At 70.3% G+C, this 24,932-nt stretch carries 25 protein-coding genes; 15 read left to right on the forward strand and 10 right to left on the reverse strand.

Going from position 1 to position 24,932, the window contains the following annotated elements; translation table 11 throughout:
• Window positions 1-2 precede the first annotated feature (2 nt).
• The gene (locus MWN52_RS08710; protein WP_286577489.1) at window positions 3-1,271 is read right to left on the reverse strand and encodes a hypothetical protein; all 1,269 of its coding nucleotides are present in this window, start codon (window positions 1,269-1,271) and stop codon (window positions 3-5) included.
• Between the two features lie 156 nt (window positions 1,272-1,427).
• Here MWN52_RS08710 and MWN52_RS08715 point away from each other — a divergent pair, with 156 nt between their 5' ends.
• The 10 genes from MWN52_RS08715 to MWN52_RS08760 all read left to right on the forward strand — a co-directional run bounded on the left by MWN52_RS08715 (window position 1,428) and on the right by MWN52_RS08760 (window position 11,008).
• Window positions 1,428-1,751 (forward strand): YerC/YecD family TrpR-related protein, encoded by a 324-nt coding sequence (locus MWN52_RS08715; RefSeq protein WP_130519675.1) that lies wholly within the window; start codon window positions 1,428-1,430, stop codon window positions 1,749-1,751.
• Between the two features lie 11 nt (window positions 1,752-1,762).
• Window positions 1,763-2,677: an ATP phosphoribosyltransferase gene (gene hisG, locus MWN52_RS08720; RefSeq protein ID WP_130522397.1), complete on the forward strand. Its 915-nt coding sequence runs from the start codon at window positions 1,763-1,765 to the stop codon at window positions 2,675-2,677.
• Window positions 2,674-4,005 carry a histidinol dehydrogenase gene (gene hisD, locus MWN52_RS08725; RefSeq protein ID WP_286577490.1) on the forward strand — a complete coding sequence of 444 codons (1,332 nt, stop codon included), beginning with the start codon at window positions 2,674-2,676 and terminating at the stop codon, window positions 4,003-4,005. The genes hisG and hisD overlap by 4 nt, the downstream gene beginning before the upstream one ends.
• Window positions 4,002-5,105, forward strand: coding sequence for a histidinol-phosphate transaminase (gene hisC, locus MWN52_RS08730; protein ID WP_286577491.1), 1,104 nt, complete (start codon window positions 4,002-4,004; stop codon window positions 5,103-5,105). The genes hisD and hisC overlap by 4 nt, the downstream gene beginning before the upstream one ends.
• Window positions 5,102-6,178 carry a bifunctional histidinol-phosphatase/imidazoleglycerol-phosphate dehydratase HisB gene (hisB, locus tag MWN52_RS08735; RefSeq protein WP_286577493.1) on the forward strand — a complete coding sequence of 359 codons (1,077 nt, stop codon included), beginning with the start codon at window positions 5,102-5,104 and terminating at the stop codon, window positions 6,176-6,178. The genes hisC and hisB overlap by 4 nt, the downstream gene beginning before the upstream one ends.
• The gene (gene hisH, locus MWN52_RS08740) at window positions 6,175-6,777 is read left to right on the forward strand and encodes an imidazole glycerol phosphate synthase subunit HisH (protein WP_286577494.1); all 603 of its coding nucleotides are present in this window, start codon (window positions 6,175-6,177) and stop codon (window positions 6,775-6,777) included. Before hisB ends, hisH begins: the two co-directional genes overlap by 4 nt.
• Before the next feature lie 23 nt (window positions 6,778-6,800).
• Window positions 6,801-7,559: a 1-(5-phosphoribosyl)-5-[(5-phosphoribosylamino)methylideneamino]imidazole-4-carboxamide isomerase gene (gene hisA, locus MWN52_RS08745; RefSeq protein ID WP_286577495.1), complete on the forward strand. Its 759-nt coding sequence runs from the start codon at window positions 6,801-6,803 to the stop codon at window positions 7,557-7,559.
• Complete coding sequence (hisF, locus tag MWN52_RS08750; protein WP_130519688.1) at window positions 7,553-8,329, forward strand: imidazole glycerol phosphate synthase subunit HisF; 777 nt, start codon at window positions 7,553-7,555, stop codon at window positions 8,327-8,329. The genes hisA and hisF overlap by 7 nt, the downstream gene beginning before the upstream one ends.
• Before the next feature lie 11 nt (window positions 8,330-8,340).
• Window positions 8,341-9,060 carry a bifunctional phosphoribosyl-AMP cyclohydrolase/phosphoribosyl-ATP diphosphatase HisIE gene (gene hisIE / locus MWN52_RS08755; protein WP_286577496.1) on the forward strand — a complete coding sequence of 240 codons (720 nt, stop codon included), beginning with the start codon at window positions 8,341-8,343 and terminating at the stop codon, window positions 9,058-9,060.
• 607 nt (window positions 9,061-9,667) lie between these two features.
• Entirely contained in the window at window positions 9,668-11,008 is a 1,341-nt protein-coding gene (locus MWN52_RS08760) for a carbohydrate-binding protein (RefSeq protein WP_286577497.1), read from the forward strand.
• A 214-nt stretch (window positions 11,009-11,222) separates the two neighbouring features.
• Here MWN52_RS08760 and uraD read toward each other — a convergent pair whose 3' ends face one another.
• From uraD to MWN52_RS08805, 9 genes are all read right to left on the reverse strand, one after another.
• The gene (gene uraD, locus MWN52_RS08765; protein WP_286577498.1) at window positions 11,223-11,732 is read right to left on the reverse strand and encodes a 2-oxo-4-hydroxy-4-carboxy-5-ureidoimidazoline decarboxylase; all 510 of its coding nucleotides are present in this window, start codon (window positions 11,730-11,732) and stop codon (window positions 11,223-11,225) included.
• A complete protein-coding gene (gene puuE / locus MWN52_RS08770; protein WP_345783510.1) occupies window positions 11,729-12,667 on the reverse strand; it encodes an allantoinase PuuE in 939 nt (312 codons plus the stop codon). The genes uraD and puuE overlap by 4 nt, the downstream gene beginning before the upstream one ends.
• A 63-nt stretch (window positions 12,668-12,730) precedes the next feature.
• A complete protein-coding gene (locus MWN52_RS08775) occupies window positions 12,731-13,228 on the reverse strand; it encodes a GNAT family N-acetyltransferase (protein WP_286577500.1) in 498 nt (165 codons plus the stop codon).
• On the reverse strand, window positions 13,228-14,580 hold the full coding sequence (locus MWN52_RS08780; protein ID WP_286577501.1) for a nucleobase:cation symporter-2 family protein: 1,353 nt from the start codon (window positions 14,578-14,580) through the stop codon (window positions 13,228-13,230). Before MWN52_RS08780 ends, MWN52_RS08775 begins: the two co-directional genes overlap by 1 nt.
• Before the next feature lie 180 nt (window positions 14,581-14,760).
• Window positions 14,761-15,561, reverse strand: coding sequence for a hypothetical protein (locus MWN52_RS08785; protein WP_286577502.1), 801 nt, complete (start codon window positions 15,559-15,561; stop codon window positions 14,761-14,763).
• Between the two features lie 9 nt (window positions 15,562-15,570).
• Window positions 15,571-16,995, reverse strand: a complete 1,425-nt coding sequence (locus MWN52_RS08790) for an XVIPCD domain-containing protein (protein ID WP_286577504.1) — start codon at window positions 16,993-16,995, stop codon at window positions 15,571-15,573.
• Window positions 16,996-17,173: 178 nt separating this feature from the next.
• Window positions 17,174-17,464 carry a type II toxin-antitoxin system RelE/ParE family toxin gene (locus tag MWN52_RS08795; RefSeq protein ID WP_286577505.1) on the reverse strand — a complete coding sequence of 97 codons (291 nt, stop codon included), beginning with the start codon at window positions 17,462-17,464 and terminating at the stop codon, window positions 17,174-17,176.
• On the reverse strand, window positions 17,452-17,730 hold the full coding sequence (locus MWN52_RS08800) for a CopG family ribbon-helix-helix protein (RefSeq protein ID WP_286577507.1): 279 nt from the start codon (window positions 17,728-17,730) through the stop codon (window positions 17,452-17,454). Before MWN52_RS08800 ends, MWN52_RS08795 begins: the two co-directional genes overlap by 13 nt.
• A 108-nt stretch (window positions 17,731-17,838) precedes the next feature.
• On the reverse strand, window positions 17,839-18,801 hold the full coding sequence (locus MWN52_RS08805; protein ID WP_286577508.1) for a LysR family transcriptional regulator: 963 nt from the start codon (window positions 18,799-18,801) through the stop codon (window positions 17,839-17,841).
• 121 nt (window positions 18,802-18,922) lie between these two features.
• Here MWN52_RS08805 and MWN52_RS08810 point away from each other — a divergent pair, with 121 nt between their 5' ends.
• From MWN52_RS08810 to MWN52_RS08830, 5 genes are read left to right on the forward strand one after another with little or no spacing between them, the layout of a single operon-like run.
• Complete coding sequence (locus MWN52_RS08810) at window positions 18,923-19,984, forward strand: aromatic ring-hydroxylating oxygenase subunit alpha (RefSeq protein ID WP_286577509.1); 1,062 nt, start codon at window positions 18,923-18,925, stop codon at window positions 19,982-19,984.
• Window positions 19,984-20,949: a PDR/VanB family oxidoreductase gene (locus MWN52_RS08815; protein ID WP_286577510.1), complete on the forward strand. Its 966-nt coding sequence runs from the start codon at window positions 19,984-19,986 to the stop codon at window positions 20,947-20,949. The genes MWN52_RS08810 and MWN52_RS08815 overlap by 1 nt, the downstream gene beginning before the upstream one ends.
• Before the next feature lie 5 nt (window positions 20,950-20,954).
• The gene (locus tag MWN52_RS08820; protein WP_286577511.1) at window positions 20,955-22,337 is read left to right on the forward strand and encodes an AtzE family amidohydrolase; all 1,383 of its coding nucleotides are present in this window, start codon (window positions 20,955-20,957) and stop codon (window positions 22,335-22,337) included.
• Window positions 22,337-23,917 carry a gamma-glutamyltransferase family protein gene (locus MWN52_RS08825; RefSeq protein WP_286577512.1) on the forward strand — a complete coding sequence of 527 codons (1,581 nt, stop codon included), beginning with the start codon at window positions 22,337-22,339 and terminating at the stop codon, window positions 23,915-23,917. The genes MWN52_RS08820 and MWN52_RS08825 overlap by 1 nt, the downstream gene beginning before the upstream one ends.
• Entirely contained in the window at window positions 23,914-24,912 is a 999-nt protein-coding gene (locus MWN52_RS08830) for a nucleoside hydrolase (protein ID WP_286577514.1), read from the forward strand. Before MWN52_RS08825 ends, MWN52_RS08830 begins: the two co-directional genes overlap by 4 nt.
• Window positions 24,913-24,932: the final 20 nt, after the last annotated feature.

Below are 24,932 nucleotides of genomic sequence, written 5' to 3' on the forward strand. Positions count from 1 at the left end.
GATCAGTTCTTCGCCCCCGCCAGCGGCATCAGCCCATGGCGGCGTAGCATCTCGATCAGCGCGAGGCGTCTGTCGGGGACGTTCCGGAACGCACCACTGGCCTGGTCCACGACCTTGCCGTCCCGGACGATGGCATAGGTCGGCATGCGCCAGGCGGGCAAGAGCGTCCAGTCGCTGCGCTGGGTGATGAGGTACATCGGTGTGCCGGGGAACCTCGCATTCCAGGCCTTCCAGGCGTCGAGGTCTTCCACGCCCGGTGGCTGGCCGAGCCAATGCGCATGCCTGGCGAAGACCGGGCCCAGTTCGGGATCGGCCGCGATGTCCTGCGCCGCATCCACGGAGAAGTGGCAGCCGGCGAGGACCAGGATCTGCGTCTGGGCCAGGTCGGCGGATTCGGCGTCCATGCGGGTCGCATCGGCGGACAGGCGCCACCAACGCGGGCCGGTGGGCAGGGCATCGGCGGGCGTGCCGACGGCGGGGATCGAGGCCAAGGCGATGGTGGGATGCTGCGTGGCCAGCGCGCGTGCATCGTCGAGCTTCCCTGAGGCCAGCAGGGCGCGCTGCGCATCCTGAATCAACGAACCGCGTTCCATCCCGCGCTGCTCGAGCAGAACCAGCAGCGCGAGCAGATCCTGGGTCGCCGACTGATCGCTGCCGCTCCCGGCAGCGTTGGCCGCGGCGCGGGCGAGCAGCAGGAGGTCTGGATCGGTCAGCTTGTCGGCCTGCTCGACCAGCGTCTTGGGAAACAGTTGGCGATAAAGGGCGTCCATGTGCCGCGCACGCGTCAACGCATCGCCTTCCGCAACAGCGCCGGTCATCTCGATGTACTGCGTGTAGCGCCGATCGATGTCGCTCGGGGTCTTGCGATCCCCGCGCCATGCGGACGGGACGGGATCGGTCCTGAGCGTGGTGGCGATCGGGTCGTCGCCCAGGCCGAGAAGGGTGAGCACCGCCTGGGCCTGCGCCTGATCCAGCTCCCAGGTCAGGTCCTCGAACGGCAGGGACACGACACCGCGTTCCCCGTACCCCAGCCCCGCCAGGAAGCGTTGCCGGCCACCGGCGCTGAACGCGTCCAGCGGGCTGGGTTTGCCCCGGTGGGCCCTGAGCCAGGCATCGAGCTTGGCGCGGCTGTCCAGAGGCGGCCGCACGTCCGCCGGTGGCTCGGGCGCAGCCGCGACGCTGGGCTCGGGCATGCGGGCGGATGCCCCGAGACTGCACAGGACGCCGGCCACCAGCGCGGCGGCAAAGGTGGCGGAGTGAAGGACGGGCATGGCGGACTCCTTGTCGCGAATCGGCCGGGCGGGCCGGGTTCCCGGGCCAGATCCTAGCGCGGCCGGGGAGGGGGTTCATCGTACGGCCGGGCGGCGGGTTGTCCTGATTCGTGCGAATGTGCTAATGTGATAGCGCGTTAATACATTGAGACGTCCATGAAGCGCCGCACCGAGACCGACGAGAAGACCACCAGCCTGGCCCAGCAGTCGCTGGCGCGCGCGCTGGCGGGTCTGACCAAGCCGGAGGAAGTGCGCGCGTTCCTGGTCGATCTGTGCACGCCCGCCGAGCTGGAAGCCATGGCCGATCGCTGGCGCGTGGTGCCGCTGCTGCTCAAGGGCGTGCCCTACCGCGAGATCCACGAGCTGACCGAGGTCAGCGTCACCACCATCGGGCGCGTGGCGCGCACGCTGGAAACCGGCACCGGCGGCTATGCCGCCGCCCTGCGCCGCCAGCAGTCGCGTACCACCGCCTCTCACTGAAGTTCTCTGCCATGCCTCCCATCGTTGCCAACGCGACGCGCGACCGTCTGCGCATCGCCATCCAGAAATCCGGCCGCCTGGCCGACCCGGCGCGCAGCCTGCTGGCCGCCTGCGGCCTGAGCTGGCGCGAGAGCCGCGACAAGCTGTTCTGCTACGGCGAATCCCTGCCCGTGGACCTACTGCTGGTGCGCGACGACGACATCCCCGGCCTGATCGCCGATGGGGTATGCGACTACGGCATCGTCGGCCGCAACGAGCTGGACGAGCAGGCCAATGCGCGCCTGGAGATCGGCCTGTCGCCCGCCTATCGCGAGGTGCGTCCGCTGGGCTTCGGCGGCTGCCGGCTGATGCTGGCCATCCCGGAGAGCTGGGAATGGCAGGGCGCGCAGCAACTGCAGGGCCTGCGTATCGCCACCAGCTATCCGGCGATCCTGCGCCAGTGGCTGTCCGCGCGCGGCGTGGAGGCCGCGGTGGTCGAGCTGTCCGGCTCGGTCGAGATCGCGCCCAAACTCGATACCGCCGACCTGATCTGCGACCTGGTCTCCAGCGGCGCGACGCTGAAGGCCAACCAGCTCAAGCCGGTGGAGACCCTGCTGGAAAGCGAGGCCGTGCTGGCCGGGCCGGTGCGCGGCTTCAACGATGCGCGCGCCGACCTGTCGGCGATGCTGCTGCGGCGTATGGACGGCGTGCTCAAGCTCAAGGACAGCAAGCTGCTGATGTTCCGCGCCGCGCCCGACACCGTGCCCGCGCTGAGCCGCCTGCTGGCCGATGCCGAGCCGCTGGTGCAGCTGCCCGGCGAACACGCCGAGGGCATTTCGCTGCAGACCATGTGCCACACGGCCATCAGCTGGCAGCAGCTGGAGGAACTCGAACGCGCCGGCGCGCGCGGCCTGATGGTGCTGTCGGTGGAGCGCTCGCTGGCATGAACGCGCATCTCCGTCCCGAATCCCCCAACGCACAGCGCATCGTCTGGAACGCGCTGGATGCGCAGGCCCAGGCGCAGACCCTGGAGCGCCCGGCGCAGACCGTGGCCGAGCAGACCCGCCGCACCGTCGCCGCGCTGATCGACGAGGTGCGCAGCGGCGGGCTCGACGCGCTGCGTGCGATCACCCAGCGCTTCGACGGCGCCGCGCCGGCCTCCTTCGAAGTCGGCGAGGAACAATTCGCCGCTGCCGAAGCCGCCATCGACCCGGCGCTGAAGCAGGCCATGGTCGAGGCCGCCGCGCGCATCACCGCCTTCCACAAGGCCGGCATGGCCCAGCCGTATGCGGTGGAGACCGCACCGGGCGTGGTCTGCGAACGCGTGATCCGCCCGATCGGCCGGGTCGGCCTGTATGTGCCGGCCGGCAGCGCGCCGCTGCCCTCGACCGCGCTGATGCTCGGCGTGCCCGCCCAGCTGGCCGGCTGCCGCGAGGTGGTGCTGTGCACGCCGCCGCGCAAGGACGGCACCGCCGATCCGGCCGTGCTGGTCGCCGCGCGCCTGACCGGCGTGAGCCGGGTGTTCGTGCTCGGCGGCGCCCAGGCCATCGCCGCGATGGCCTACGGCGCCGGCCCGGTGCCGGCCTGCGACAAGCTGTTCGGCCCGGGCAACAGCTACGTCACCGAGGCCAAGCAGCAGGTCGCGCAGAGCGGTGCGGCCGCCATCGACATGCCGGCCGGCCCGTCGGAGGTGCTGGTGATCGCCGATGCCGGCGCCAATGCCGATTTCGTCGCCGCCGATCTGCTGTCGCAGGCCGAGCACGGTCCGGATTCGCAGGTTTTGCTGCTGTCCGACGATGCCGGCCTGCTGGATCGCGTCGAGGCCGCGCTGGCCACGCAGCTGGCCGCGCTGCCGCGGGCGGACATCGCGCGCCGCGCGCTGTCGGCCTCGCGCCTGGTCCAGGTGCGGACGCTGGAGGAGGCCTTCGCCATCAGCAACCGCTACGCGCCCGAGCACCTGATCCTGGCCCTGCGCGAACCGCGCGTGTGGCTGCCCAGGGTCGAGGCGGCAGGTTCGGTGTTCCTGGGCGACTACACGCCCGAGGCGCTGGGCGACTACTGCAGCGGCACCAACCACGTGCTGCCCACCAGCGGCGCGGCGCGCGCCTATAGCGGCGTGTCCGTGGCCAGCTTCCAGAACTTCGTCAGCGTGCAGTCGGCCAGTGCCGCGGGCATCCTGGCGATCGGACCCTCCGCGGTGACCCTGGCCGAGGCCGAGAGCCTGGAGGCCCACGCCAACGCCGTGCGCCTGCGCCTGGCGGAGGCGGCCCGATGAGCGCGCCCGATCCGATGCCACGCGATCTGCTCGACCTGGTCCGCCCGGACCTGCGCGGATTCGGCGGCTACAAGTCCGCCCGTACCGAAGCCCTGCGCGGGGATGTCTGGCTCAACGCCAACGAGAGCGCCTGGAGCAATCCGGCCGACGCCAGCGCGACCTCGCGCCGCTATCCCGATCCGCAGCCGGCCGCGCTGAAGGCCGCGCTGTCCGGTCTGTACGGCTGCGCGCCGGAGGAACTGCTGATCGGCCGCGGCAGCGACGAGGCCATCGATCTGCTGGTGCGCACGCTGTGCGTGGCCGGGCGCGATGCGGTGGTCGTCACCCCGCCGGTGTTCGGCATGTACGCGGTCAGCGCGCGCCTGCAGGATGCGCGGCTGATCGAGGCGCCGCTGGTCGACGGGCCTGACGGCTTCGCGCCGGATTTCGACGCAATCGCGCGGGCGGTGCTGGAGCAGGGTGCCAAGCTCGTGTTCCTGTGCTCGCCGGCCAACCCGACCGGCGCGTCGATCCCGCTGGCCGAGATCGAGGCGCTGCTGCAGCGCCTGCAGGGCCGCGCCCTGGTGGTGGTCGATGAGGCTTACGGCGAGTTCTCGGAAGTGCCCTCGGCGCTGACCTTCCGTGCGCGCTATCCGGAAGTGGCCGTGCTGCGCACGCTGTCCAAGGCCCACGCCCTGGCCGCCGCGCGCGTGGGCGTGGTGATCGCCGATGCGCGCCTGGTGGCCGTGCTGCGCGCCTGTCAGGCGCCGTATCCGGTGCCCACGCCCTGCGCCGAGCTGGCCGTAGCCGGGCTGTCGCCGGCCGCCCTGGCGGCCACGCGCGCGCGCATCGCCACGGTGATCGAGGAGCGCGCGCGGCTGGCCGCGGCGCTGTCGGTCCTGCCCGGCGTGCGCCGCGTGTACGCCTCCGACGCCAACTTCCTCCTGGTGCGCTTCGACGATGCGCAAGGCGCGTTCGGCGCGCTGCTGGCCGCCGGCATCGTGGTGCGCGACCAGCGCGCCGCGCCGCAGTTGGGCGATGCGCTGCGCATCACCATCGGCGCGCCCGAGCAGAACGCCCGCGTCCTGGCCGCGCTCAATGCGCAGGCGGTGGCCGCATGAGCCAGAAGATCCTCTTCGTCGACCGCGACGGCACCCTGATCGAGGAGCCGGCCGACTTCCAGATCGACGCCTACGAGAAGCTGCGCTTCGTCAAGGGCGTGATCCCGGCGCTGCTGAAGCTGCGCGATGCCGGCTTCCAGTTCGTCATCGTCACCAACCAGGACGGGCTGGGCAGCGAAGCCTATCCGCGCGAACGTTTCGACGGCCCCAACGATCTGATGCTGCAGATCTTCGAGAGCCAGGGCATCACTTTTCGCGAGGTGCTGGTGGACTGCAGCTGGCCGGCCGACAACGCGCCCACGCGCAAGCCGGGCCTGGGCCTGGTGATGCACTACCTGCGCGATCGCGGCATCGACCTGGACGGCTCGGCCATGGTCGGCGATCGCGAGACCGACATCCGCTTCGCCGAGAACCTGGGCATCCGCGGCTTCCAGCTCAAGACCGCGCAGTTCGGCGGGGAGTGGGACTGGGCCGGCATCGCCCATGCGCTGGCCGACAAGCCGCGCACCGCTCGCGTGCGGCGCAAGACCAAGGAGACCGACATCCTGGTCGAGCTCGACCTGGACAAGGTGGCCGAGCCGAAGATCCACACGGGCCTGCCGTTCTTCGACCACATGCTCGAGCAGATCGGCAAGCACGGCGGCTTCGCGCTGCAGATCCAGACCACCGGCGATCTGCACATCGATGAGCACCACACCATCGAGGACACCGCGCTGGCGCTGGGCGAGGCCCTGAAGCAGGCGCTGGGCGACAAGCGCGGCATCGGCCGCTACGGCTTCACCCTGCCGATGGACGAGTGCCTGGTCAGCGCGGCGCTGGACTTCTCCGGGCGGCCGTATCTGGTCTTCGACGGTGGGTTCAAGCGCGAGCGCGTGGGTGACATGCCGACCGAGCTGGTGCCGCATTTCTTCCGCTCGCTGTGCGATGCGGCCGGGCTCAACCTCAACCTGCAGGTGCGCGGCGACAACGACCACCACCAAGTCGAGGGCTGCTTCAAGGCGCTGGCGCGCGCGCTGCGCCAGGCGATCCGGCGCGAAGGCTCCGAGCTGCCCTCGACCAAGGGGGCGCTGTGACCACGCTGGCCCTGATCGATGCCGGCGGCGCCAACATCGGCTCGGTGCGCTATGCGCTGGGCCGGCTGGGCGTGGAGGCGCAGCTGACCACCGATGCGCAGGTGATCCGCGGCGCGCAGCGGGTGATCCTGCCCGGCGTCGGCGCGGCGGCGCAGGTGATGGCGCGGCTGCACGAACTGGACCTGATCGACACCTTGCGCTCGCTCGAGGCGCCGCTGCTGGGCGTGTGCGTGGGCATGCAGGTGCTGTTCGAACATTCCGAAGAGGACGACACCCCGTGCCTGGGTCTGCTGGCCGGCCGCGTCGGCAAGCTGCCCGTGGCCGACGGCATCCGCGTGCCGCACATGGGCTGGAACACGCTCACCCCGACGCGCGCGGCCTCGCTGACCGCCGGCATCGGCGCGCATGACCAGGCCTATTTCGTGCACAGCTACGCCGCGCCGGTCGGCGAGGACTGCCTGAGCACGACCACGCACGGCCAGGCCTTCGCGGCGGTGGTGCAGCGCGGCCGCGTGGCCGGCGCACAGTTCCACCCCGAGCGCTCGGCTGCCACCGGCGCGCGCCTGCTGCATAACTTCATCGAATACGGCCTGGCCTGATGCCTGCGCCCGCACCTTGGCTCATGACTTCCGACTCTTCCTTCCAGCTCTATCCCGCCATCGACGTGCGCGGCGGGCGCGTGGTGCGCCTGGCCCAGGGCGACTACGACCGCGAAACCACCTACGGCGACGACCCCTTGGCCGCCGCGAGAGGCTACGCCGACCAGGGCGCGCGCTGGCTGCATCTGGTCGATCTGGATGCGGCGCGCGCCGGCGGCTACACCCTGGCGCCGCTGCTGCGGGCGCTGCACCAGACCACCGGCCTGCAGGTGCAGACCGGCGGCGGCGTGCGCGGGCGCAGCGATGTGCTCGCACTGCTGGAGGCGGGCGCGACACGCGTGGTGATCGGCTCGCTGGCGGTGCGCGCACCGCTGGAGGTGCTGAGCTGGCTGGCCGAGTTCGGCCCCGAGCGCATTACCGTGGCGCTGGACGCGCGCCAGGACGCGGCGGGCGTGTGGCAGCTGCCGATCCACGGCTGGACCGAGGGCTCGGGCGTGGCCCTGGACGAACTCGCCATGCGCTATGCCGACGCCGGCCTGCAGCAGCTGCTGTGCACCGACATCGCCCGCGACGGCATGCTGAGCGGCCCCAACTTCGCCCTCTACCGGCATCTGGTCGCGCTGCTGCCCGGCGTGCAGGTGCAGGCCTCCGGCGGCGTGCATGCGGTCGGCGACGTGCGCAAGGCCAAGCTCGCCGGCTGCGGCGGCATCGTGCTGGGCCGCGCGCTGCTGGAAGGCCGCTTCACGCTGGAGCAGGCCTTCGCGGAGGCCGCCTCATGCTGAGCCGGCGCATCGTGCCCTGCCTGGACGTGCGCGGCGGACGCGTGGTCAAGGGCGTGAAATTCCGCGACCACATCGACATGGGCGACATCGCCGAACTGGCGCTGCGCTATCGCGACGCCGGTGCCGACGAACTGGTGTTCTACGACATCGGCGCCAGCCCGGAAGGCCGCTCGGTCGATTACGGCTGGGTGGAGAAGGTCTCGCGCCTGCTCGACATCCCGTTCTGCGTGGCCGGCGGCATCCGCAGCGTGGAGACCGCGCGCGCGGTGCTGCATGCCGGCGCGGACAAGGTCTCGATCAACACCCCGGCGTTGGAGCGGCCGGCGCTGATCGGCGAGCTGGCCACGGCCTTCGGCGTGCAGTGCGTGGTGGTGGGCATCGATTCGGTGCGCGAGGCGGACGGGCAGTGGCGGGTGCGCAGCTATACGGGCGACCCGAGCAAGACCCGCGCCGAGGGCCTGCGCACGCTGGACTGGATCGTGCAGGCCCAGGACCTGGGCGCCGGCGAGATCGTGCTCAACTGCATGGACAGCGACGGCGTGCGCCGCGGCTACGACATCGAACAGCTCAAGGCCGCCCGCGCGCTGTGCCACGTGCCGCTGGTCGCCTCGGGCGGCGCCGGCGCGCCGGAGCACTTCGTCGCTGCGTTCCAGGACGCCGATGTGGACGCGGCGCTGGCCGCCAGCGTGTTCCACAGCGGCGCCATCGCCATCCCCGACCTCAAGCGCACGCTGGCCGATGCCGGCATCGCCGTGCGCCCGGCCGCGTGAGCGGCCTTCCAATGGATTCCGAACCGATGGGTACGACCGACACACTGGACTGGGCCAAGGGCGAGGGCCTGCTGCCCGCCGTGGTGCAGGACGCCGACACGCTGCGCGTGCTGATGCTGGGCTACATGAACGAAGAAGCCCTGCGGGTCACGCGCGCGTGCGGCCACGTCACCTTCTTCAGCCGCAGCAAGCAGCGCCTGTGGACCAAGGGCGAGACCTCCGGGCACTTCCTGGACCTGGTCGACATCCAGGCCGACTGCGACAACGACACGCTGCTGGTGCTGGCGCGCCCGCACGGGCACATCTGCCACCTGCAGCGGCCCAGCTGCTTTGCCGAGGCCCCGGCCTTGGTGGGCGTGGGAGCTGCCATGGCGGCGAAAGAGCCTTCCCGGGAAAGCCCCATCGCCGCCATTGGCCAAGAGGCCACAAGGCCGGCTCCCACCGATGGCGTCGCGTTCCTGGGGGAGCTCGATGCGCTGATCGCCCAGCGGCATGCACAGCGCCCGGAAGGCAGCTACACCACGCGCCTGTTCGAGGGCGGCACCCGCCGCATCGCGCAGAAGGTGGGCGAGGAGGGCGTGGAAACCGCGCTGGCCGGCGTCGCCCAGGGCGATACGGAACTGCTCGGCGAAAGCGCCGATCTGCTCTATCACCTCACCGTCCTGTTGCGCGCGCGCGGCCTATCCCTGGGCGACGCGGTCGCGGTGCTGCGGCAGCGCCACGCCGGCTAGAAAACGGTTCCTCACGCGACGCGGCGCAGCAAGCCGCGTCTTCATCGCGGCTGCAACGCGCCGAGAAAACGTTGCCAGCACGGCGTGCGCTTGTCCGCGATCGGACAACGGCCCACGACATCGCCGCTTGTCCGCAACGGACATGGCAGGCGGCGCCGCGACAAGACGCGCCCATCAGCTCCGGGGCATAGCCGTCGCAATGCCTGCGAGGCGCGGAAGTCCTGCGGCGACGCGGTCGGCGTGACCGCTGTCCCGATGCGCGGCGGTAGCGGACCGATACGTTGTTTCGACCTGGCTTCGCCCAATGCGTGCAGCGGCCAACGCATGACGTGGCGATGCAATTCCATGGCCTGATTTCGACAAGCGAGCGTCACCCGCAGGCCAAATTTTCATCGATCAGCGCGCGCGAAGAAGCCATTGCGACTGCGGCCACAGAACCGAACATCATCCGTTGACAACGTTGTCTTCAGCAAAGCACGGTCGGTTTGCGGCAGATGTCAAAAACGCCATATGCCGCAGTCGCAGCTGGCGCCTGCCATCAGGGGGAGGCGGGCCAACAACGCCCAGGCGGGGTTTAAAGCAACCGCGCCATCCACTGGAGAGAGACATGATGTCCACCCGCAAATCGACGTTGTGGTCGTTGATCAGTGCAAGCGCCACCACCGGCATCCTCGGATCGCTGGCTTCGGCGGCCGTCGTTACCTTCGTTCCGATGCAGTCGGCGCAGGCTCAGACCGCATGCGCGGCGGCATGGAGCGCCTCGTCCGTCTATACCGGCGGCAATACCGCCAGCAAGAGCGGCATCAACTACGTGGCCAACTGGTGGACCCAGGGCGACGACCCGACCACCCATAACGGCGGTGCCGGGTCGGGCCAGCCCTGGACCTCGCAAGGCGCCTGTTCGTCCACCGGCGGTGGCGGCGGTGGCGGCGGCGGCGGGGGAGGTGGTGGCGGTGGTGGGGGCGGTGGCGGGACGCCGACCAACCCGACCTATCCCAGCTTCGTGTTCAGTCCCTACAAGGACGTCACGATCAACCTCAACTGGAACACCAACGTGATGCAGTCCAAGGTCACCGGCACCGCCTTGCCGGTGGCGGGCGCGGGCAGCCTGATCTCCACGCAGGTGCCGAACCTGCAGGCGGTGACGCTGGCCTTCGCGACCGGCACCTGCGGCAGCGAGACCTGGGGCGGCGTGTCGGCCGATGCCTTCAAGAACGCCAATATTCCGGTGCTCAACAATGCCGGCGTGAACTACATCGTCTCCACCGGCGGCGCCTCGGGCACCTTCACCTGCGGCAGCGCGACGGGCCTGGCCAACTTCATCGCCCGCTACTACACCCCGCACATGATCGGCGTGGACTTCGACATCGAAGGCGGCCAGACCCAGGCCCAGACCGACGCGCTGGTGGCCGCGGCCAAGGTGGTCGAGAGCCAGTATCCCGGCATCCGCTTCTCCTTCACCCTGGCCACGCTGGCCGCGTCCGACGGCAGCTACGGCGGCGTCAACGCGCTCGGCAACCAGGTGATCCAGGCGCTGCTGGCCTCCGGCCTACAGCACTACACGATCAACCTGATGGTGATGGACTTCGGTCGCGCCCAGGCGTCCAACTGCGTGCTCAAGAGCGGCGGGCTGTGCGACATGGGGGCCTCGACCATCAAGGCCGTGGAGAACCTGCGCCACACCTACGGCATCGCGCCGCAGCACATCGAGGTGACCCCGATGCTGGGTCGCAACGATACGGCCGACGAGATCTTCACCCTGGCCGACGTCGACACCGTGGCGCTGTATGCCGCGCAGAACGGCCTGGCCGGCGTCCACCACTGGTCGCTGGATCGCGATACGCCGTGCGCGGCGCCGTCGGACTACGCCTCGCCGATCTGCAACTCCTACACCGGCCCGGGCGTGCTGGCCTACACCAAGCGCTTCCTGACCGATCTGGGGTTCTGAGTGGGGTTGGCTGCCAGGGAAGGCGGCCCTTTTGTTTTAGTCGCTCGGTGGGGTGGGAACATCTGTTTCCCCGACTCTAGCGGCTGCCCGTCTGTAGAGCGGAGCTTGTGGCAATCCCCTTTGGGGACTCCGCTGCTCTTCGTTCGGTTCGTGGGGGAGGCCCCAGCGGAGCAAGCTCCGCTCTACAGGGGGGAGCAAGTGTTGCTTTAAGCCATCAATCGACCACCAGATCGTCCAGGCGCAGCCTGGCGATCTTCTCGATCTGTTCCAGACAGGTGGCGATCTCCGCCTCGGTCGGCTGCTCCACGCGCTCGCGCAGCGCGGCGATGATGCTGGCGCGCGTGTGGCCGCGTACGGCCAGGATGAAGGGAAAGCCGTGTCGTTCGCGATAGCGGCGGTTGAGCTCCACCAGTTCGGCGTATTCGGCGGGCGTGCACTGATCCAGGCCGGCGCCGCGCTGCTCGCTGGCCGAATGCGCGGTCAGTTCGCCGGCGATGGCGGCCTTGCCGGCCAGCTCGGGGTGGGCGCGGATCAGGCCGAGCTGCGCCTCGACGCCGGCTTCGCGCACTACCTGGCACATGGCCGCATGCAGCGCCTCGCGTGAGGGGTAGGGCCGCATCGCCGCGGCGCCGGCCGGCACCCACGGCGAGTGTTCGAAGATGCCCGCCAGCGCGCCGATGAAGGCATCGCGCGGCAAGGCGTTGAGTTCGGCCAGGGCGATCATGCGGCCACCACGAACGGATGCCGTTGCTGCCAGTGGCGCGCGATGTCGATGCGCCGGCACACCCACACCTTGTCGTGCCTGGCGATGTGGTCCAGGAAGCGCTGCAGCGCGACGAAGCGTCCCGGCCGCCCCAGCAGCCGGCAATGCATGCCCACCGAGAGCATCTTCGGCGCGTCCTCGCCCTCGGCGTAGAGCACGTCGAAGCTGTCGCGCAGGTAGTCGAAGAACTGCGTGGCGGTGTTGAAGCCCTGCGGGGTGGCGAAGCGCATGTCGTTGGCGTCCAGCGTGTAGGGCACCACCAGATGCGGCTTGCGCGCGCCGTCGGCGGTCTCGACCTGGGTCCAGAACGGCAGATCGTCGCCATAATAGTCCGCGTCGTAGGCGAAGCCGCCGTGCTCGACCACCAGTCGCCGTGTGTTGGGACTGTCGCGCCCGGTGTACCAGCCCAGCGGCGCACTGCCGGTCAGCCGTGTGTGCAGCTCGACCGCACGCTGCAGGTGTTCGCGCTCGGTGGCCGGGTCCATGTCCTGGTAGTGGATCCAGCGCCAGCCGTGGCTGGCCACCTCATGGCCCAGCTCGACGAAGGCCGCGGTGGCCTCGGGGTGGCGCGCCAGCGCCATGGCCACGCCGAACACCGTCATCGGCAGGCCGCGCCGTTCGAACTCGCGCAGGATCCGCCACACGCCCACACGCGAGCCGTATTCGTAGATCGACTCCATGCTCATGTGCCGCGCCGGATACGAGGCCGCGCCGACGATCTCGCTGAGGAACTGCTCCGAGCCGGCATCGCCGTGCAGGACGTTGTTCTCGCCGCCTTCCTCGTAATTGAGCACGAACTGCACCGCGATCCGCGCACCGCCCGGCCAGTCGGCATGCGGCGCATCGCGGCCGTAACCGATCAGGTCGCGGGGGTAGGGCAGGCTTGGATCAGGCATCGTGGCTGTTCTCCTGGGGGCGGCCCACTCTAGGAAGGTGCGGCGCCGAATTGAAGCGCTGGCTCACGCGTGGGCCAGAGAGTGGACGTAGAAGCGCGAGTCCACCGCCATCAGCGGGAAGCGCGGCGGCAGCGCCTCGCGCGCGATCGGCGCGAAGCCATGCTTCTCGTAGAAGCGGTGCGCGGCGAGGAAGCGGTCGGTGGTGCCCAGGTAGATCGCGCGCAGCCCGCGGGCCTGCGCATGCGCCAGCAGCGTGGCCAGCAGGCGCGGGGCCACGCCGTGCGCGTGGCCGCGATGGCTGGCCACCACGAACATCTTGCGCAGCGCGGCCTCGCCTTCGCCGATGTCGCGCAGGCCGATGCAGCCCACGATCCGGCCCGCGTCCTCGGCGACCCAGAAGCCGCCTTGGCCCTGGCCGTAGAAGCCTTCCACATCGATCAGGTCCGGCTGCGCGGCCAGGTCGATGTCCAGGCCGAACTGGCCGCGCTGGATGCCGACGATCAGCGCGCCCACCGCATCGCGGTCGGCCGGTTGCCAGGGGCGGATCGCAGGGGCGGGCATCAGGCGTGCGGTGGCTCGGGCGACAGCGGTTCGGAGGATCGCGCGCCGCCCAGGCCGTTGAACCACAGGTTCAGCGCCACGCAGGCCAGCGTGGCCAGGGCGATGCCACTGTGCAGCAGCGGCGCCAGCGCCTTGGGCAACTGGTCGAACACCGCCGGCGCGGCGACCGGCGCCATCGCCAGGCCTACGCCCACCGCGACGATCAGCAGGTTGTGCCGGCGCCCCTGGAAGTCCACCAGCCCCAGCACGCGGATGCCGTTGGCGGTGACCATGCCGAACATCACCAGCCCCGCGCCGCCCAGCACCGCCGGCGGCACCGAGGCCACCAGCACCGCCAGCTTGGGCACCAGCCCCAGCACGATCAGGATCGCCCCGGCCAGCACGCACACCCAGCGGCTGCGCACGCCGGTCAGCGCCACCAGGCCGATGTTCTGCGAGTACGAGGTATCGGGGAAGGCGTTGAACACCCCGCCCAGCAGCGTGGCCAGCCCGTCCACGCGCAGCCCGCGCACCAGCGCCGGGCGATCCACCGGGCGCTGCACGATGTCGCCCAGCGCCAGGAACATGCCGGTGGACTCGACGAACACGATGAACAGCACCACGCACATGGTCACGCAGGACCACAGCTCGAACTTGGGCGCGCCGAAGTGGAACGGGAGCACCGGCGCCAGCCACGCCGCCTCGCGCAGGCCGCTCACGTCCACGCGCCCGGCCAGGGCGGCCACCACCATGCCGCCGGCCAGCCCCAGCAGCACGCCGATATTGGCGACGAAACCGCGCCCGTGCCGCAGCAGCGCCAGCACGCCCAGCAGCACCACCGCGGCCAGGCCCAGATTGATCGGCGCGCCGTAGTCGGCCGCGCCCACGCCGCCGGCGGCCCAGTTCACCGCCACCCCGACCAGGGTCAGCCCGATCACGGTGATGACCGTGCCGGTGACCACCGGCGGGAACAGCCGCAGCAGCCGCCCGATCAGCGGCGCGGCCAGGATGCCGACCACCCCGGCGACCAGGTTGGCGCCGAACACATAGGGCAGGCCCAGCGCCGGATTGCCGCCGATGGCGATCATCGGCCCCACGCTGGCGAAGGTGGCCGCCATCACCACCGGCAGGCGGATGCCGAAGCCGCCGAGCCCCAGCGACTGCACCAGCGTCGCCAGCCCGCAGCAGAACAGGTCCGCACTCACCAGGAAGGCAGTGTCCTCGCGCGACAGATGCAGCGCCCCGGCCACGATCAACGGCACCGCCACCGCCCCGGCATACATCACCAGCACATGCTGGATCGCCAGCAGCCACAGCGGCCCCGCCGGCGGCACGGCATCGATCGGCGAAGGCGAGGGCAGGGCGCGGGACATCGGCAGGCTCGATGGGGGCGAGTCGCGAACTTAGCTTGCGGATGGTGCGACGCACAATCCTTGGGCGCTGGCGTCGTTTTGTGCGACTCAACCTGGTGAGGTCGGGTCAGATGTCGCGAGGCTGCGCTCCAAGCCGTGTTCCGTGCGATTGATGACTCCAGGCGCTGCAGAATCTCCGGATCAGCGCCCGATCACGAACGGATCTCCGCCGCACGGAAACAACTGGCTGTCATCGCATGGCCAGAGCTGCGCGGGCACCTTCTGCAGGACCTCGAAGTGGTCCTTCTGCCAGACCAGGAATCCGCCGTGGACGAAACTCCCGTGGCCGAACGTGCGCTCGTCCTCGACAAGGCTGCGGTCCGGGTCTGCTTCGGCAATCCATCGCACGACTGGGACCTTGTCCAGTTGCAGCGTCAGGGCGAACAGATCGCTCACCCCTTGGTCGGTGTACTTGGGCGTAATGCCCGCGATCTTCGTCGCGAGTGTCGCAGTGACGTCCACGGGCGCCGAGCTTCCCTCGACCACGTAGGCACGCATGCCGACTGTTCTGGCCGGACATCCGTTCAACTGCACGAGGTAGCCCGTCGTGTCGCCAGCGCTGTTGAAGGACCGCATCCAGTAGCGGAACTCGGGCCCGCTCTTATCCGTGACCAGCAAATCGCTGTCCCTGCCGGCACCGGAAATCATGAAGATCTGCGCTTTCGCGGACGCTTGCACCTCGCAGCCCAGATGCTCCAGTACCTGCCTGGCCACGGGTGGCAGTGGTTCGTATGCGCCGCCTTCCCTCGAGCTTCCGGAGGCCTCCGGCAACGGCGGTAATCCGCCCCCCGCAGGCGCGGCCTGCATCGGTGTGGAGGCGTGCGGCGCCGAGGCAGTCGCCATTCCTGCAGGCCTGGTATCGGACCTGTCGGCGGGTACGCAGGCGCATGCGCTGCACATCAGCAGGGCTGCCGCGGTGTGGAGACGGATGTAGGTGCCCATCTTCATCGGTCAGCGGCCACCCAGGGCAGGCGCAGCGTGCTGCTGCGCGGGGGCGTGCTGGATGGGCGCGTGGACGGCCTGTTCCCGCGTCTGCTGCTGGAGCAGTTGCAGGCTGGTCTCCACAGAGGTCTGTTGGAGCTCGGCGGCATTGACCCCCACGCGCAGGGCCCCCGGGTCGCCAGGGCGGCCCTGCACCAGGAACAGCGTTTCACCAGCCGCGCGGGTGCCCGTGGCGTTACTGGTTACCACATCGTCCACGCGCGTGATGCCGCCGGCCTTGGCCTCGTGCAGCATCAGCAGGCTGTAATCCTCGGCGTGCTGTGCGTACCGGCCTCCCATGGCCTGCAGACGCGTGCTGATCTGCTGCTGTATGGCGTGGTCGCTGTGCTGGGCGTGTCTTGGGTCATTGGCGGGATCGACGTGCGTGCCCGGGTCAAGCGTGTGAGGTCGGCCCGGCGCTACGGACGTCAGCACATACTGCCAACGGTCCTGACCCGGCGTCGCGCGCACGGTCTGGACGAAGTCGTCGTATCGTCCTCCGCCAATGGTCTGGCAACCAGCCGAATCGGTATTGCGCGAACTCCCGCGATGGATCTTGAAGGTGTCGTTGAGATCCTGGACCCCATGGGTATCCCGGGCATCGAACCAGCCATCGCCGTTGCTGTCACGCTCGACGCGGTTTGCGCCTGCGGTCAGCGCGGCCGATGAGGGGCGAAGCGCGAATTCGTCTGGATGACCACGGTAGGGATGAGTCGTTGCGCGCATTTCAGTGGTGCCGTCCGCGAGTCGACCCATGTCCCTGACACGATCGCCGTTGACATCGTCGCCTTCTGTCTTCGTTCGCGTCGTGACATTCCCGAAACCAGGACTTGCGGGGATGGTCTTGGCGTGTCCGTCGTACTGGGCGGTGGGCTCGGTCGTGGCGTCGTTGTACTCCCTCGCGTGTTTTCCGCCGTGGTCGTCGGTCCAGAGCACCACGATGCGATCGTTGTAGACGCCCTGGCCATTCTTTTCCGTCGTCCTGTCTTCGCGACGCAGTCCGAGGATTACTCGGTCGGTCGTGGACATGGCATCGCGCGCAGCGGAGTCGCCACGCACCGCGACGATGCTGCCGTAGACATCGTGCTGCTGCGCTTGTGACAGGGCGCTTGTTTCGTCCCGCGCGGGCATCCGCGGTGGCCTGTCCGCTTCGGCGAGACTGTCCAACATGGGGCGCACCGTTGCACTGTCTGCGGCAGCGGCCGCGCCGGGGTGGCGCAGGTCGTTCAGCTGTTCCCTGGCACGCGCAGCGACATACCTGTCTAGCGATTCCTGGACCACGGTGGCTTGGTCCTGCCGCAGTTCCGTGAGCCGGGCAGCCGCCTGACGAGCCTGACCTTGCTGCAGAAGGGCGACGACCTCGTCGGCCGAGGCACTGATATCCATTTCGGGCATGGCACATTCCTTGTTCGCCTTAAAACACGGGTTCTAGCCTATATGACCACTGGCGGTGCTGCATCACATGTCGGCCGCCGCCGAATATGCGCTCTTTGGCCGTAGCGGCCGAGCTTGAGGGGCCTGGATCGTGAGCCCTCATAAACGTCACTGGCGAGGATCAGTTTCATGGGCGTCCTCAAAATCCAGCTTCCTTCTGGTGTCGCACCGCCAGGATTGTCACTACCTCATTCTCGATCCGATATCGGACCACATACCCATCGTCGCCGAAATCGATCGGCCAGTCGCGGAATTCCGTTGGCAGGTCTTCGATGGGCCGTCCGATGCGTGGCTGCCGGGCGAGGATCTTGACGCCCTCGCGGATGGCCTTGATGGCGCGCCGGGCGGCGTCGGCATTCTTGGGCAGCAGGAAGCGGTAAAGGCGTTGAATATCTGAGACTGCGGCGGGCGCCCAGCTCAGGTGTGGCATGCGGGCGGCTCCGCGTCCTCACCCGCTTCGAGCCTGGCCAGCCACGCGTCGGCTTCGGCTCCGGTCAGATGCAGGCCGGTCCGCTGGAACTCCTCCCATGCGCGCAGCGTGTCCTGACGGAAGGCCTCGCGCTGCTCCTCGCGTTCGACGTACTGTGCGATGGCCTCGCGCATGATCCAGTGCGGGGACCGGCGACGGGTGTCCGCCAGGTGCTGAATGCGCTCTTTCATCGCTTGATCGAGCTTGAGCGAGGTCGGCGATGCCATGGTCGCGATCCGGTGTAGTCAGAGGTATTACCTGTGCCTACCTTATGCCTTCATCGTTGGGCTGTCCACTTGCTGCGCCCAGCGTGGGTTCGAAAAGGCGCAGCGGGATCAGCTGTTCGAGCTGATCGACTTCCGCTTCGAGGTTTTCCCTGATCTCCCCACCAACCGCGCCGGCAGCCCCTGCACCGCGCTCACCACCCGCGCCAGCACCAGCTGGGCGGCGCGGCTGGGTTGGCGGCGGGGGGCGGTGCAGACGGCCAGTTGCAGGGGGCGGGCCTGCCAGCCGTGCAGGGGGACGAAGGCCAGGGTGCCGCGTTCCAGGTCGGCGGCCACGTCGATCAGGCTCAGCACGCCCACGCCGCCGCCGTCGCGGATCAGCGAGCGGATCAGGCGGGTGTCGTTGCAGGTGGTGACCCGGCGCGGGTCCACGCCGTGGCGCACGTACAGGCTGCGGGTGCGTTCCTCGATCACCAGGGGCGCGGCGGGCACCAGCAGGCGTTCGTCCAGCAGCCGGCTCATCGCCAGGCTCTTTTCATCGGCCAGGGCGTGGTCGGGCGGCAGCACGGCGCCGACGGGGATGTCGATGGCGGTGCGCACCTCCAGGTTGCCGTGTTCGACCGGGTCCAGCAGCACGCCGAAATCCACTTCCGCCGCGGCCACCAGTTCGCTGGCCACGCGGTTGCCCATGACGCGCAGGTCGAAGGAGAAGCCGGGGTACTCGCGGGTCAGTTCGGCCAGCAACTGCGGCACGAAGCCTTCGCTCAGCGCGTCGATCAGCGCGATGCTGACGTGGCCGCGGCGCAGGCCGCGCAGGTCGCCGACGCGCTCGAGGGTGCGGGTGTGCTCCTTGCGCCAGCGCTTGAGATCGCCCAGCAGCAGCTCGCCGGCGGCGGTGAGCTTCATGCCGGTGGGCAGGCGTTCGAACAGCTCGGTCTCCAGCTGCTGCTCGGCGCCCTGGATCTGGCGGTGGATGGCCGAAGGCGAGACGTGCAGCACCTCGGCGGCCTTGCGCAGGTTGCCCTGGGCGGCGACCTCGATGAAGTAGCTGGCGAAGCGGGAGAAGGGCAGCACTGGGCGCACCTGTTCTGTTTTTTGCAACGCATGATTGAAAAATCTTGGATGGACTGCAACACGTGCGCCGCCGCAAGGTAGGGGCGCACCCCGCAACCGCCCCCGCCAGGTCGCCCGCCTCATGTCCGCCATCGCGTCCGCCCATCCGGCCAATCCCTACAGCGCGCTGCCGCCGGGCAGCACCTTCACCGAGCACGACTGGCGGCTGCTGGCGCGTCAGTGGCACCCGGTGGCCAACAGCAGCGAGGTCACCGGCGCGCCGCTGCAGGCGGTGCTGCTGGACGAGGCGCTGGTGGTCTACCGCGTGCACGGCGAGGTGGTGGTGGCGCGCGATGTCTGCCCGCACCGCGGGGTGCCGCTAAGCATGGGTACCAACGATGGCGAAGGCGTGGTCTGCCCGTACCACGGCCTGCGTTTCGGCGCGGGCGGGCGCTGCAACCGCATTCCTTCCAGCCCCGGCCAGGCCATCCCGGCCAAGCTGCATCTGGCGACGTATCCCACGGTCGAGCGCTACGGCCTGGTCTGGGTGTGCCTGGCGCCGGATGCGGACAACCCGGCGCCGCTGCCGGTGATGCCGCACTGGGACCAGGCGGGCTTCCAGCAGATCAACTGCCCGCCGTTCGACATCAACGGCTTCGCCGGGCGGCAGGTGGAAGGCTTTCTGGACGTGGCGCACTTCGCCTGGATCCATACCGGCACCTTTGCCGACCCGGCCAACCAGCTGGTGCCGGACTACGTGCCGGTGGAGACGCCGACCGGCTTCACCGTGGACTACGTCAGCAACGTCAGCAATTACGGCGTGGGCTTCCATCACCTGGCGCCGCCGGACTATCCCTGGCTGCGCCACTTCGAGGTGCACCTGCCGTTCTGCGCCTCGCTGACGATCCATTTCCCGGGCGATGAGCGGCTGGTGATCTTCAACTGCGCCTCGCCGGTGTCGGCGCGCAGGACCCGTCTGTTCGTGCCGATCGCGCGCAACTTCAACCTGGACCAGCCGGTGGAGGAGGTGCACGCCTTCAACCTGCGCGTGTTCGAGGAGGACCGGGCGATGGTCGAGCTGCAGAAGCCCGAGCGCCTGCCGCTGGACATGACGCTGGAGGCGCACATCCCGGCCGACCGCAGTTCCATCGCCTACCGTCGCGGCCTGAAGAAAATGGGCTTCGGCGAGTTCTTCCTCGCCTGATGGATACGATCGAGGTCGTCATCGACGCGATGAGCCGGCAGGGCGCCGGCAATCTGGCCGTCGAACTGGTCCGTGCCGATGGCCAGGCGCTGCCGGCGTTCGAGGCCGGCGCGCACGTGGACGTGCACCTGCCCGGCGGGCTGGTGCGCCAATACTCGATCGCCAGCACGCCGGCCGACACCTCGCGCTACGTGCTGTGCGTGCGCCGCGAGGCCGCCTCGCGCGGCGGCTCGGCCAGCGTGCACGAGCGCCTGCGCGTGGGCCAGGCGCTGAGCATTTCGGCGCCGCGCAATCTGTTCGCCCTGCGCGCGGGCAGTCACCACGTGCTGGTGGCCGGCGGCATCGGCATCACGCCGCTGCTGGCGATGGCGCATCAGCTGCAGGCGGGTGGCGCCTCGTTCGAGCTGCATTACTACGTGCGCAGCCGCGGCGAGATTGCCTTCCTGCGCCAGCTGCAGGGCGAGTTCGGCGCGCGTGCGCATCTGCACAGCGCCGAGGAAGGCCGCGACGCGCGGCAGGTGCTGCCCGCGGCGCTGGACGGGGCGGGCGAGGATCACCAGCTTTATCTGTGCGGGCCCGGCGCCTTCATGGCGCATCTGCGCGAGGCCGCGCTGGCGCGCGGCTGGGACGCGGCGCGCATCCACAGCGAGGCCTTCGCGCCGGTCGCGCCGCTGGCCTCGGTCGAGGCCGGCGCGGACACGGCCTTCGAGGTGGCGCTGGCCTCGAGCGGGCAGGTGTTCACCGTCGCGCCCGAGCGCACCATCGCCGCGGTCCTGGCCGAGGCCGGCGTGCCGGTCAGCCTGTCGTGCGAGATGGGCCTGTGCGGCGCCTGCCTGACCGATGTGGTCGAAGGCATTCCCGATCATCGCGATACCGTGCAGAGCGAGGCGGAGAAGGCCAGCAACCGGCAGATCACCCTGTGCTGCTCGCGCAGCCGCAGCCCGCGGCTTACATTGGCGCTGTGATCACGATGGACTCTCCCACGCGCCCGGGCGTGCAGCAGAACCTCGACCTGCTCGGCGGCTATACCGCTGCGCTGGCGGATTTCCAGCCTCCGTCATCGGCGCCCGCCGAAGCGGGCGATGCGGTCGATGTGCGTGTAGCCATGCCCGAGCTGCTGCAGACGCTGCACGCGCGCAATCCGGCGCTGGTGGCCTTCACCCGCATCTTCGAGGCCGGCCTCACGGCGAGCGCGGACGCGAACGCGCCGCTGGCGGGCCTGCCGTTCGCGGTCAAGGATCTGTTCGACGTGCAGGGCCTGACCACCACCGCCGGTGCGGCGATGCGCCTTGCGGCGCCGCCGGCCGCGCGCGATGCGCAGGTGGTGCGCCGGCTCAAGCGCGCCGGCGCGGTGCTGGTGGGCACGACCAATATGGACGAGTTCGCCTACGGCTTCGCCACGGTCAATGCGCACTTCGGCATCACGCGCAATCCGCACGACCTGGAGCGCCTGGCGGGTGGGTCTTCCGGCGGCTCGGCGGCGGCGGTGGCGGCGGGGCTGGTGCCGTTCGCGCTGGGTTCGGATACCAATGGCTCGATCCGCGTGCCCGCAGCGCTGTGCGGCATCTACGGCCTGCGCAGCACGCATGGGCAGGTGCCGCTGGACGGCGTGTTCCCGTTCGTCGAGGCGCTGGACGTGGCCGGGCCGTTCGCGCAGTCGCTGGACGTGCTGCAGGCGGTGCATGAAGTGATGGCCGATGCGACGCTGGCGCCGGTGGACGTGGGCGCCCTGCGCATCGCGTGGCTGGGCGGCTGGTTCGATGCCAACCTCGATCCCGCACTGCGCGCCGGGCTCGAAGCGATCTGCGCGGCCTTGGGTGCGGGCGCGAGCGTCGAGCTGCCGCAGGCCAGGACCTCGCGCATGGCGGCCTTCGTCATGACGGCCATCGAGGGCGCGTACCTGCATTGTCAGGCGCTGCAGGCGCAGCCCGACGCCTTCGATCCGGCCGTGCGCGATCGCCTGCTGGCCGGGCAGCTGCAGCCGGCGCAGGCGCTGCTGGACGTACAGCGCTTCGCGACGTGGTTCGCTGAGGCGATGGCGCAGCTGTGGCGCACGGTCGATGTGCTGATCGCGCCGGCTGTGCCCTGCGTGGCGCCGCGCATCGACCAGGCCACCATCGAGATCGACGGCGCGCCGGTGTCGGCGCGCGCCAATCTGGGGCTGTTCACCCAGCCGCTGGGGCTGGCCGGCTGCCCGGTGCTGGCCGCGCCGCTGTGGCGGCCGGGCCAGCTGCCGCTGGGCGTGCAGCTGATCGCCGCCCCGGGGCGTGAGGACCGGCTGTTCGCCGTGGCGCGCGCGCTGGAAGCCAGCGGACTGACCGGCGCGCATGCGCCCAGTGGAGCTTCCAGCTGATGCTGCACACCTTGCGCGCCCGCCGCGGCCTGGCCGTGGCCCCGCATCATCTGGCCGCGCAGGCCGGTCGCGACGTGCTGCGCGATGGCGGCACCGCGGTGGAGGCCTGCGTGGCCATCGCCGCGACGCTGGCCGTGGTGTATCCGCACATGACCGGGATCGGCGGCGACGGCTTCTGGCTGATCCGCGAGCCCGATGGCCGCGTGCATGCCATCGATGCCTGCGGCCGCAGCGCGCAGGCGGCGACGCTGGACTTCTACGCGGGCCTCTCGGCCATCCCGTGGCGCGGGCCGGGCGCGGCCAACACCGTGGCCGGCACCGTCTCGGGCTGGGCGCAGGCGCTGACGGGGCAGGGCAACCGCCTGCCGCTGGCGCGCCTGCTCGAAGATGCGATCCACCACGCCCGGGCCGGCGTGTCGGTCACCGCGGGCGGGGCGCAGATCGCCTTGGCTAAGGGCGCGGAGCTGCGCGTCCAGCCCGGCGCCTGGGCCGCGACGTTCGAACCCGCCGGCATGCCACTGCGCGAAGGCGAACTACTGCGCCAGCCCGCGCTGGCCGCGACCCTGCAGCGTCTGGCCGATGCCGGCCTGGACGACTACTACCGCGGCGAACTGGCGCGCAGCATCGCCGCGGACCTGACCGCGCTGGGCAGCCCGCTGGCGCTGGCCGACCTGCAGGCGCATCGCGCGCAGGCCAGCACCCCGCTGCATGTGCGCGTGCGCGATGCCACGCTCTACAACCACGCCCCGCCGACGCAGGGGCTGGCCTCGCTGCTGATCCTGGCGCTGTTCGACCGGCTGGAGGTGACGCAGGGCGAGAGCTTCGCTCACCTGCACGGGCTGGTGGAGGCGACCAAGCAGGCCTTCCTGGTGCGCGATGCGCACGTCGGCGACCCGGACTGGATGACGCTGGATGCGCAGGCGCTGCTGGACGATGCGGCCGCGCTCGACGCGATGGCCGCGCGCATCGATCCGGCCCAGGCGCTGCCCTGGCCGCAGCCCTCGCAGGCCGGGGACACCTGCTGGTTCGGCGCGCTCGATGCGCGCGGCCAGGCGGTCAGCTGCATCCAGTCGACCTATTTCGAATTCGGCTCAGGGCTGGTGCTGCCGGGCAACGGCATCACCTGGCAGAACCGCGGCTGCAGCTTCCGCCTGGCCAGCGATGGCTGGAACGCGCTCAAGCCCGGCCGCAAGCCCTTCCACACCCTCAATCCCGCGCTGGCGGTGTTCGACGATGGCAGCGTCATGAGCTACGGGACCATGGGCGGCGAAGGCCAGCCGCAGACCCAGGCGGCGGTGTTCAGCCGCTACGCGCGCTTCGGCATGCCGCTGCAGCAGGCGGTCAGCGCGCCGCGCTGGCTGCTGGGTCGCACCTGGGGCGAGGACAGCACCTCGCTGAAGCTGGAGGACCGGTTCGACCCGGCGCTGATCGACGCGCTGCGCGCGGCCGGGCATGCGGTCGAACTGCTGCCGGCCTACACCTCGGTGATGGGCCATGCCGGCGCGCTGGTGCGCGAGGCCGACGGGACCCTGAGTGGCGCGGTCGATCCGCGCAGCGACGGGGTGGTGGCCGGATGGTGAGTGCCCTGCTGCGCGCGCGCTGCGCCCTCGCCATGCTCGCCTGCCTGATGGTGCCGGCCGCGCGAGCGGCCGAGCCGCACGCGCAGGAAGCGCCGATCCCGGTGATCGTGGACAACGACTTCGGCACCGATATCGACGACGGCTTCGCGCTGTCGCTGGTGCTGGCCTCGCCGCGCCTGCGGCCGCTGCTGGTGACCACGACCTATGGCGACACCCGGTTGCGCGCGCAGCTGGTGGCGCAACTGCTGCAGGACACGGACCACACGCGGGTGCCGGTCGCCGCCGGACCCGCCGTTGGCACGCGCGAGGGCGAGATCGGTCAGGCCGGCTGGCTGCGCGATGCCGATCGGCCGGTGCGCGCCGATGGCGTCGAGGCAATGCTGCGCGTGCTGCGCCAGCGGCCGGCCGGGCAGGTGACGCTGCTGGCGCTGGGGCCGCTGACCACGGTGCAGGCCGCGCTCAAGCGCGATCCGGTGGCCTTCGCCCGGCTCAGGCGCGTGGTGCTGATGGGCGGCTCGCTGCGGCGCGGCTACGGGCCGGTGGCCGGCACCAACAGCGACACGCCCAGCGCCGAATACAACATCAAGCTGGCCCCGCAGGCGCTGCGCGACCTGCTGGCCAGCGGCGTGCCGGTGGAGGTGCAGCCGCTGGATTCGACCGAGATCGCGCTGCCAGCCGATTTGCAGGCGCGCATCTTCGCCGCGCCCACGCCCTACGCCGGGCCGCTGTCCAGGCTCTATGCGCTGTGGGCCGCGCGCAGCCCCTGGGGCACGACGCCGACGCTGTTCGACGTGGTCCCCGTGGCGCGCTTGCTGGACCCGGCGGTATGCACGCCGGTGCCGCTGCACATCACGGTGGACGACGACGGCATGACCCGTGAAGGGCAGGGCGCGCCCAATGCCAGCGCCTGCCTGGACGTGGACAAGGCGCGCGTGCTGGCGCTGGTGGCCGCGGCGTTGGCGCCGGCGGCCAAGGCCGCGCGGGTGCAGCCGTGAATGCCCCGGCGCTGCATCGT

The organism is Pseudoxanthomonas winnipegensis (assembly GCF_030322905.1).
Classification (GTDB): domain Bacteria; phylum Pseudomonadota; class Gammaproteobacteria; order Xanthomonadales; family Xanthomonadaceae; genus Pseudoxanthomonas_A; species Pseudoxanthomonas_A winnipegensis.

Bases quoted from the DNA above. Each gene is read 5' to 3' on its own strand.
- MWN52_RS08710 (WP_286577489.1), bottom strand. From the start codon at position 1,271: ATGCCCGTCCTTCACTCCGCCACCTTTGCCGCCGCGCTGGTGGCCGGC.
- MWN52_RS08715 (WP_130519675.1), top strand. From the start codon at position 1,428: ATGAAGCGCCGCACCGAGACCGACGAGAAGACCACCAGCCTGGCCCAG.
- hisG (WP_130522397.1), top strand. From the start codon at position 1,763: ATGCCTCCCATCGTTGCCAACGCGACGCGCGACCGTCTGCGCATCGCC.
- hisD (WP_286577490.1), top strand. From the start codon at position 2,674: ATGAACGCGCATCTCCGTCCCGAATCCCCCAACGCACAGCGCATCGTC.
- hisC (WP_286577491.1), top strand. From the start codon at position 4,002: ATGAGCGCGCCCGATCCGATGCCACGCGATCTGCTCGACCTGGTCCGC.
- hisB (WP_286577493.1), top strand. From the start codon at position 5,102: ATGAGCCAGAAGATCCTCTTCGTCGACCGCGACGGCACCCTGATCGAG.
- hisA (WP_286577495.1), top strand. From the start codon at position 6,801: ATGACTTCCGACTCTTCCTTCCAGCTCTATCCCGCCATCGACGTGCGC.
- hisF (WP_130519688.1), top strand. From the start codon at position 7,553: ATGCTGAGCCGGCGCATCGTGCCCTGCCTGGACGTGCGCGGCGGACGC.
- hisIE (WP_286577496.1), top strand. From the start codon at position 8,341: ATGGATTCCGAACCGATGGGTACGACCGACACACTGGACTGGGCCAAG.
- MWN52_RS08760 (WP_286577497.1), top strand. From the start codon at position 9,668: ATGATGTCCACCCGCAAATCGACGTTGTGGTCGTTGATCAGTGCAAGC.
- uraD (WP_286577498.1), bottom strand. From the start codon at position 11,732: ATGATCGCCCTGGCCGAACTCAACGCCTTGCCGCGCGATGCCTTCATC.
- puuE (WP_345783510.1), bottom strand. From the start codon at position 12,667: ATGCCTGATCCAAGCCTGCCCTACCCCCGCGACCTGATCGGTTACGGC.
- MWN52_RS08775 (WP_286577500.1), bottom strand. From the start codon at position 13,228: ATGCCCGCCCCTGCGATCCGCCCCTGGCAACCGGCCGACCGCGATGCG.
- MWN52_RS08780 (WP_286577501.1), bottom strand. From the start codon at position 14,580: ATGTCCCGCGCCCTGCCCTCGCCTTCGCCGATCGATGCCGTGCCGCCG.
- MWN52_RS08785 (WP_286577502.1), bottom strand. From the start codon at position 15,561: ATGGGCACCTACATCCGTCTCCACACCGCGGCAGCCCTGCTGATGTGC.
- MWN52_RS08790 (WP_286577504.1), bottom strand. From the start codon at position 16,995: ATGCCCGAAATGGATATCAGTGCCTCGGCCGACGAGGTCGTCGCCCTT.
- MWN52_RS08795 (WP_286577505.1), bottom strand. From the start codon at position 17,464: ATGCCACACCTGAGCTGGGCGCCCGCCGCAGTCTCAGATATTCAACGC.
- MWN52_RS08800 (WP_286577507.1), bottom strand. From the start codon at position 17,730: ATGGCATCGCCGACCTCGCTCAAGCTCGATCAAGCGATGAAAGAGCGC.
- MWN52_RS08810 (WP_286577509.1), top strand. From the start codon at position 18,923: ATGTCCGCCATCGCGTCCGCCCATCCGGCCAATCCCTACAGCGCGCTG.
- MWN52_RS08815 (WP_286577510.1), top strand. From the start codon at position 19,984: ATGGATACGATCGAGGTCGTCATCGACGCGATGAGCCGGCAGGGCGCC.
- MWN52_RS08820 (WP_286577511.1), top strand. From the start codon at position 20,955: ATGGACTCTCCCACGCGCCCGGGCGTGCAGCAGAACCTCGACCTGCTC.
- MWN52_RS08825 (WP_286577512.1), top strand. From the start codon at position 22,337: ATGCTGCACACCTTGCGCGCCCGCCGCGGCCTGGCCGTGGCCCCGCAT.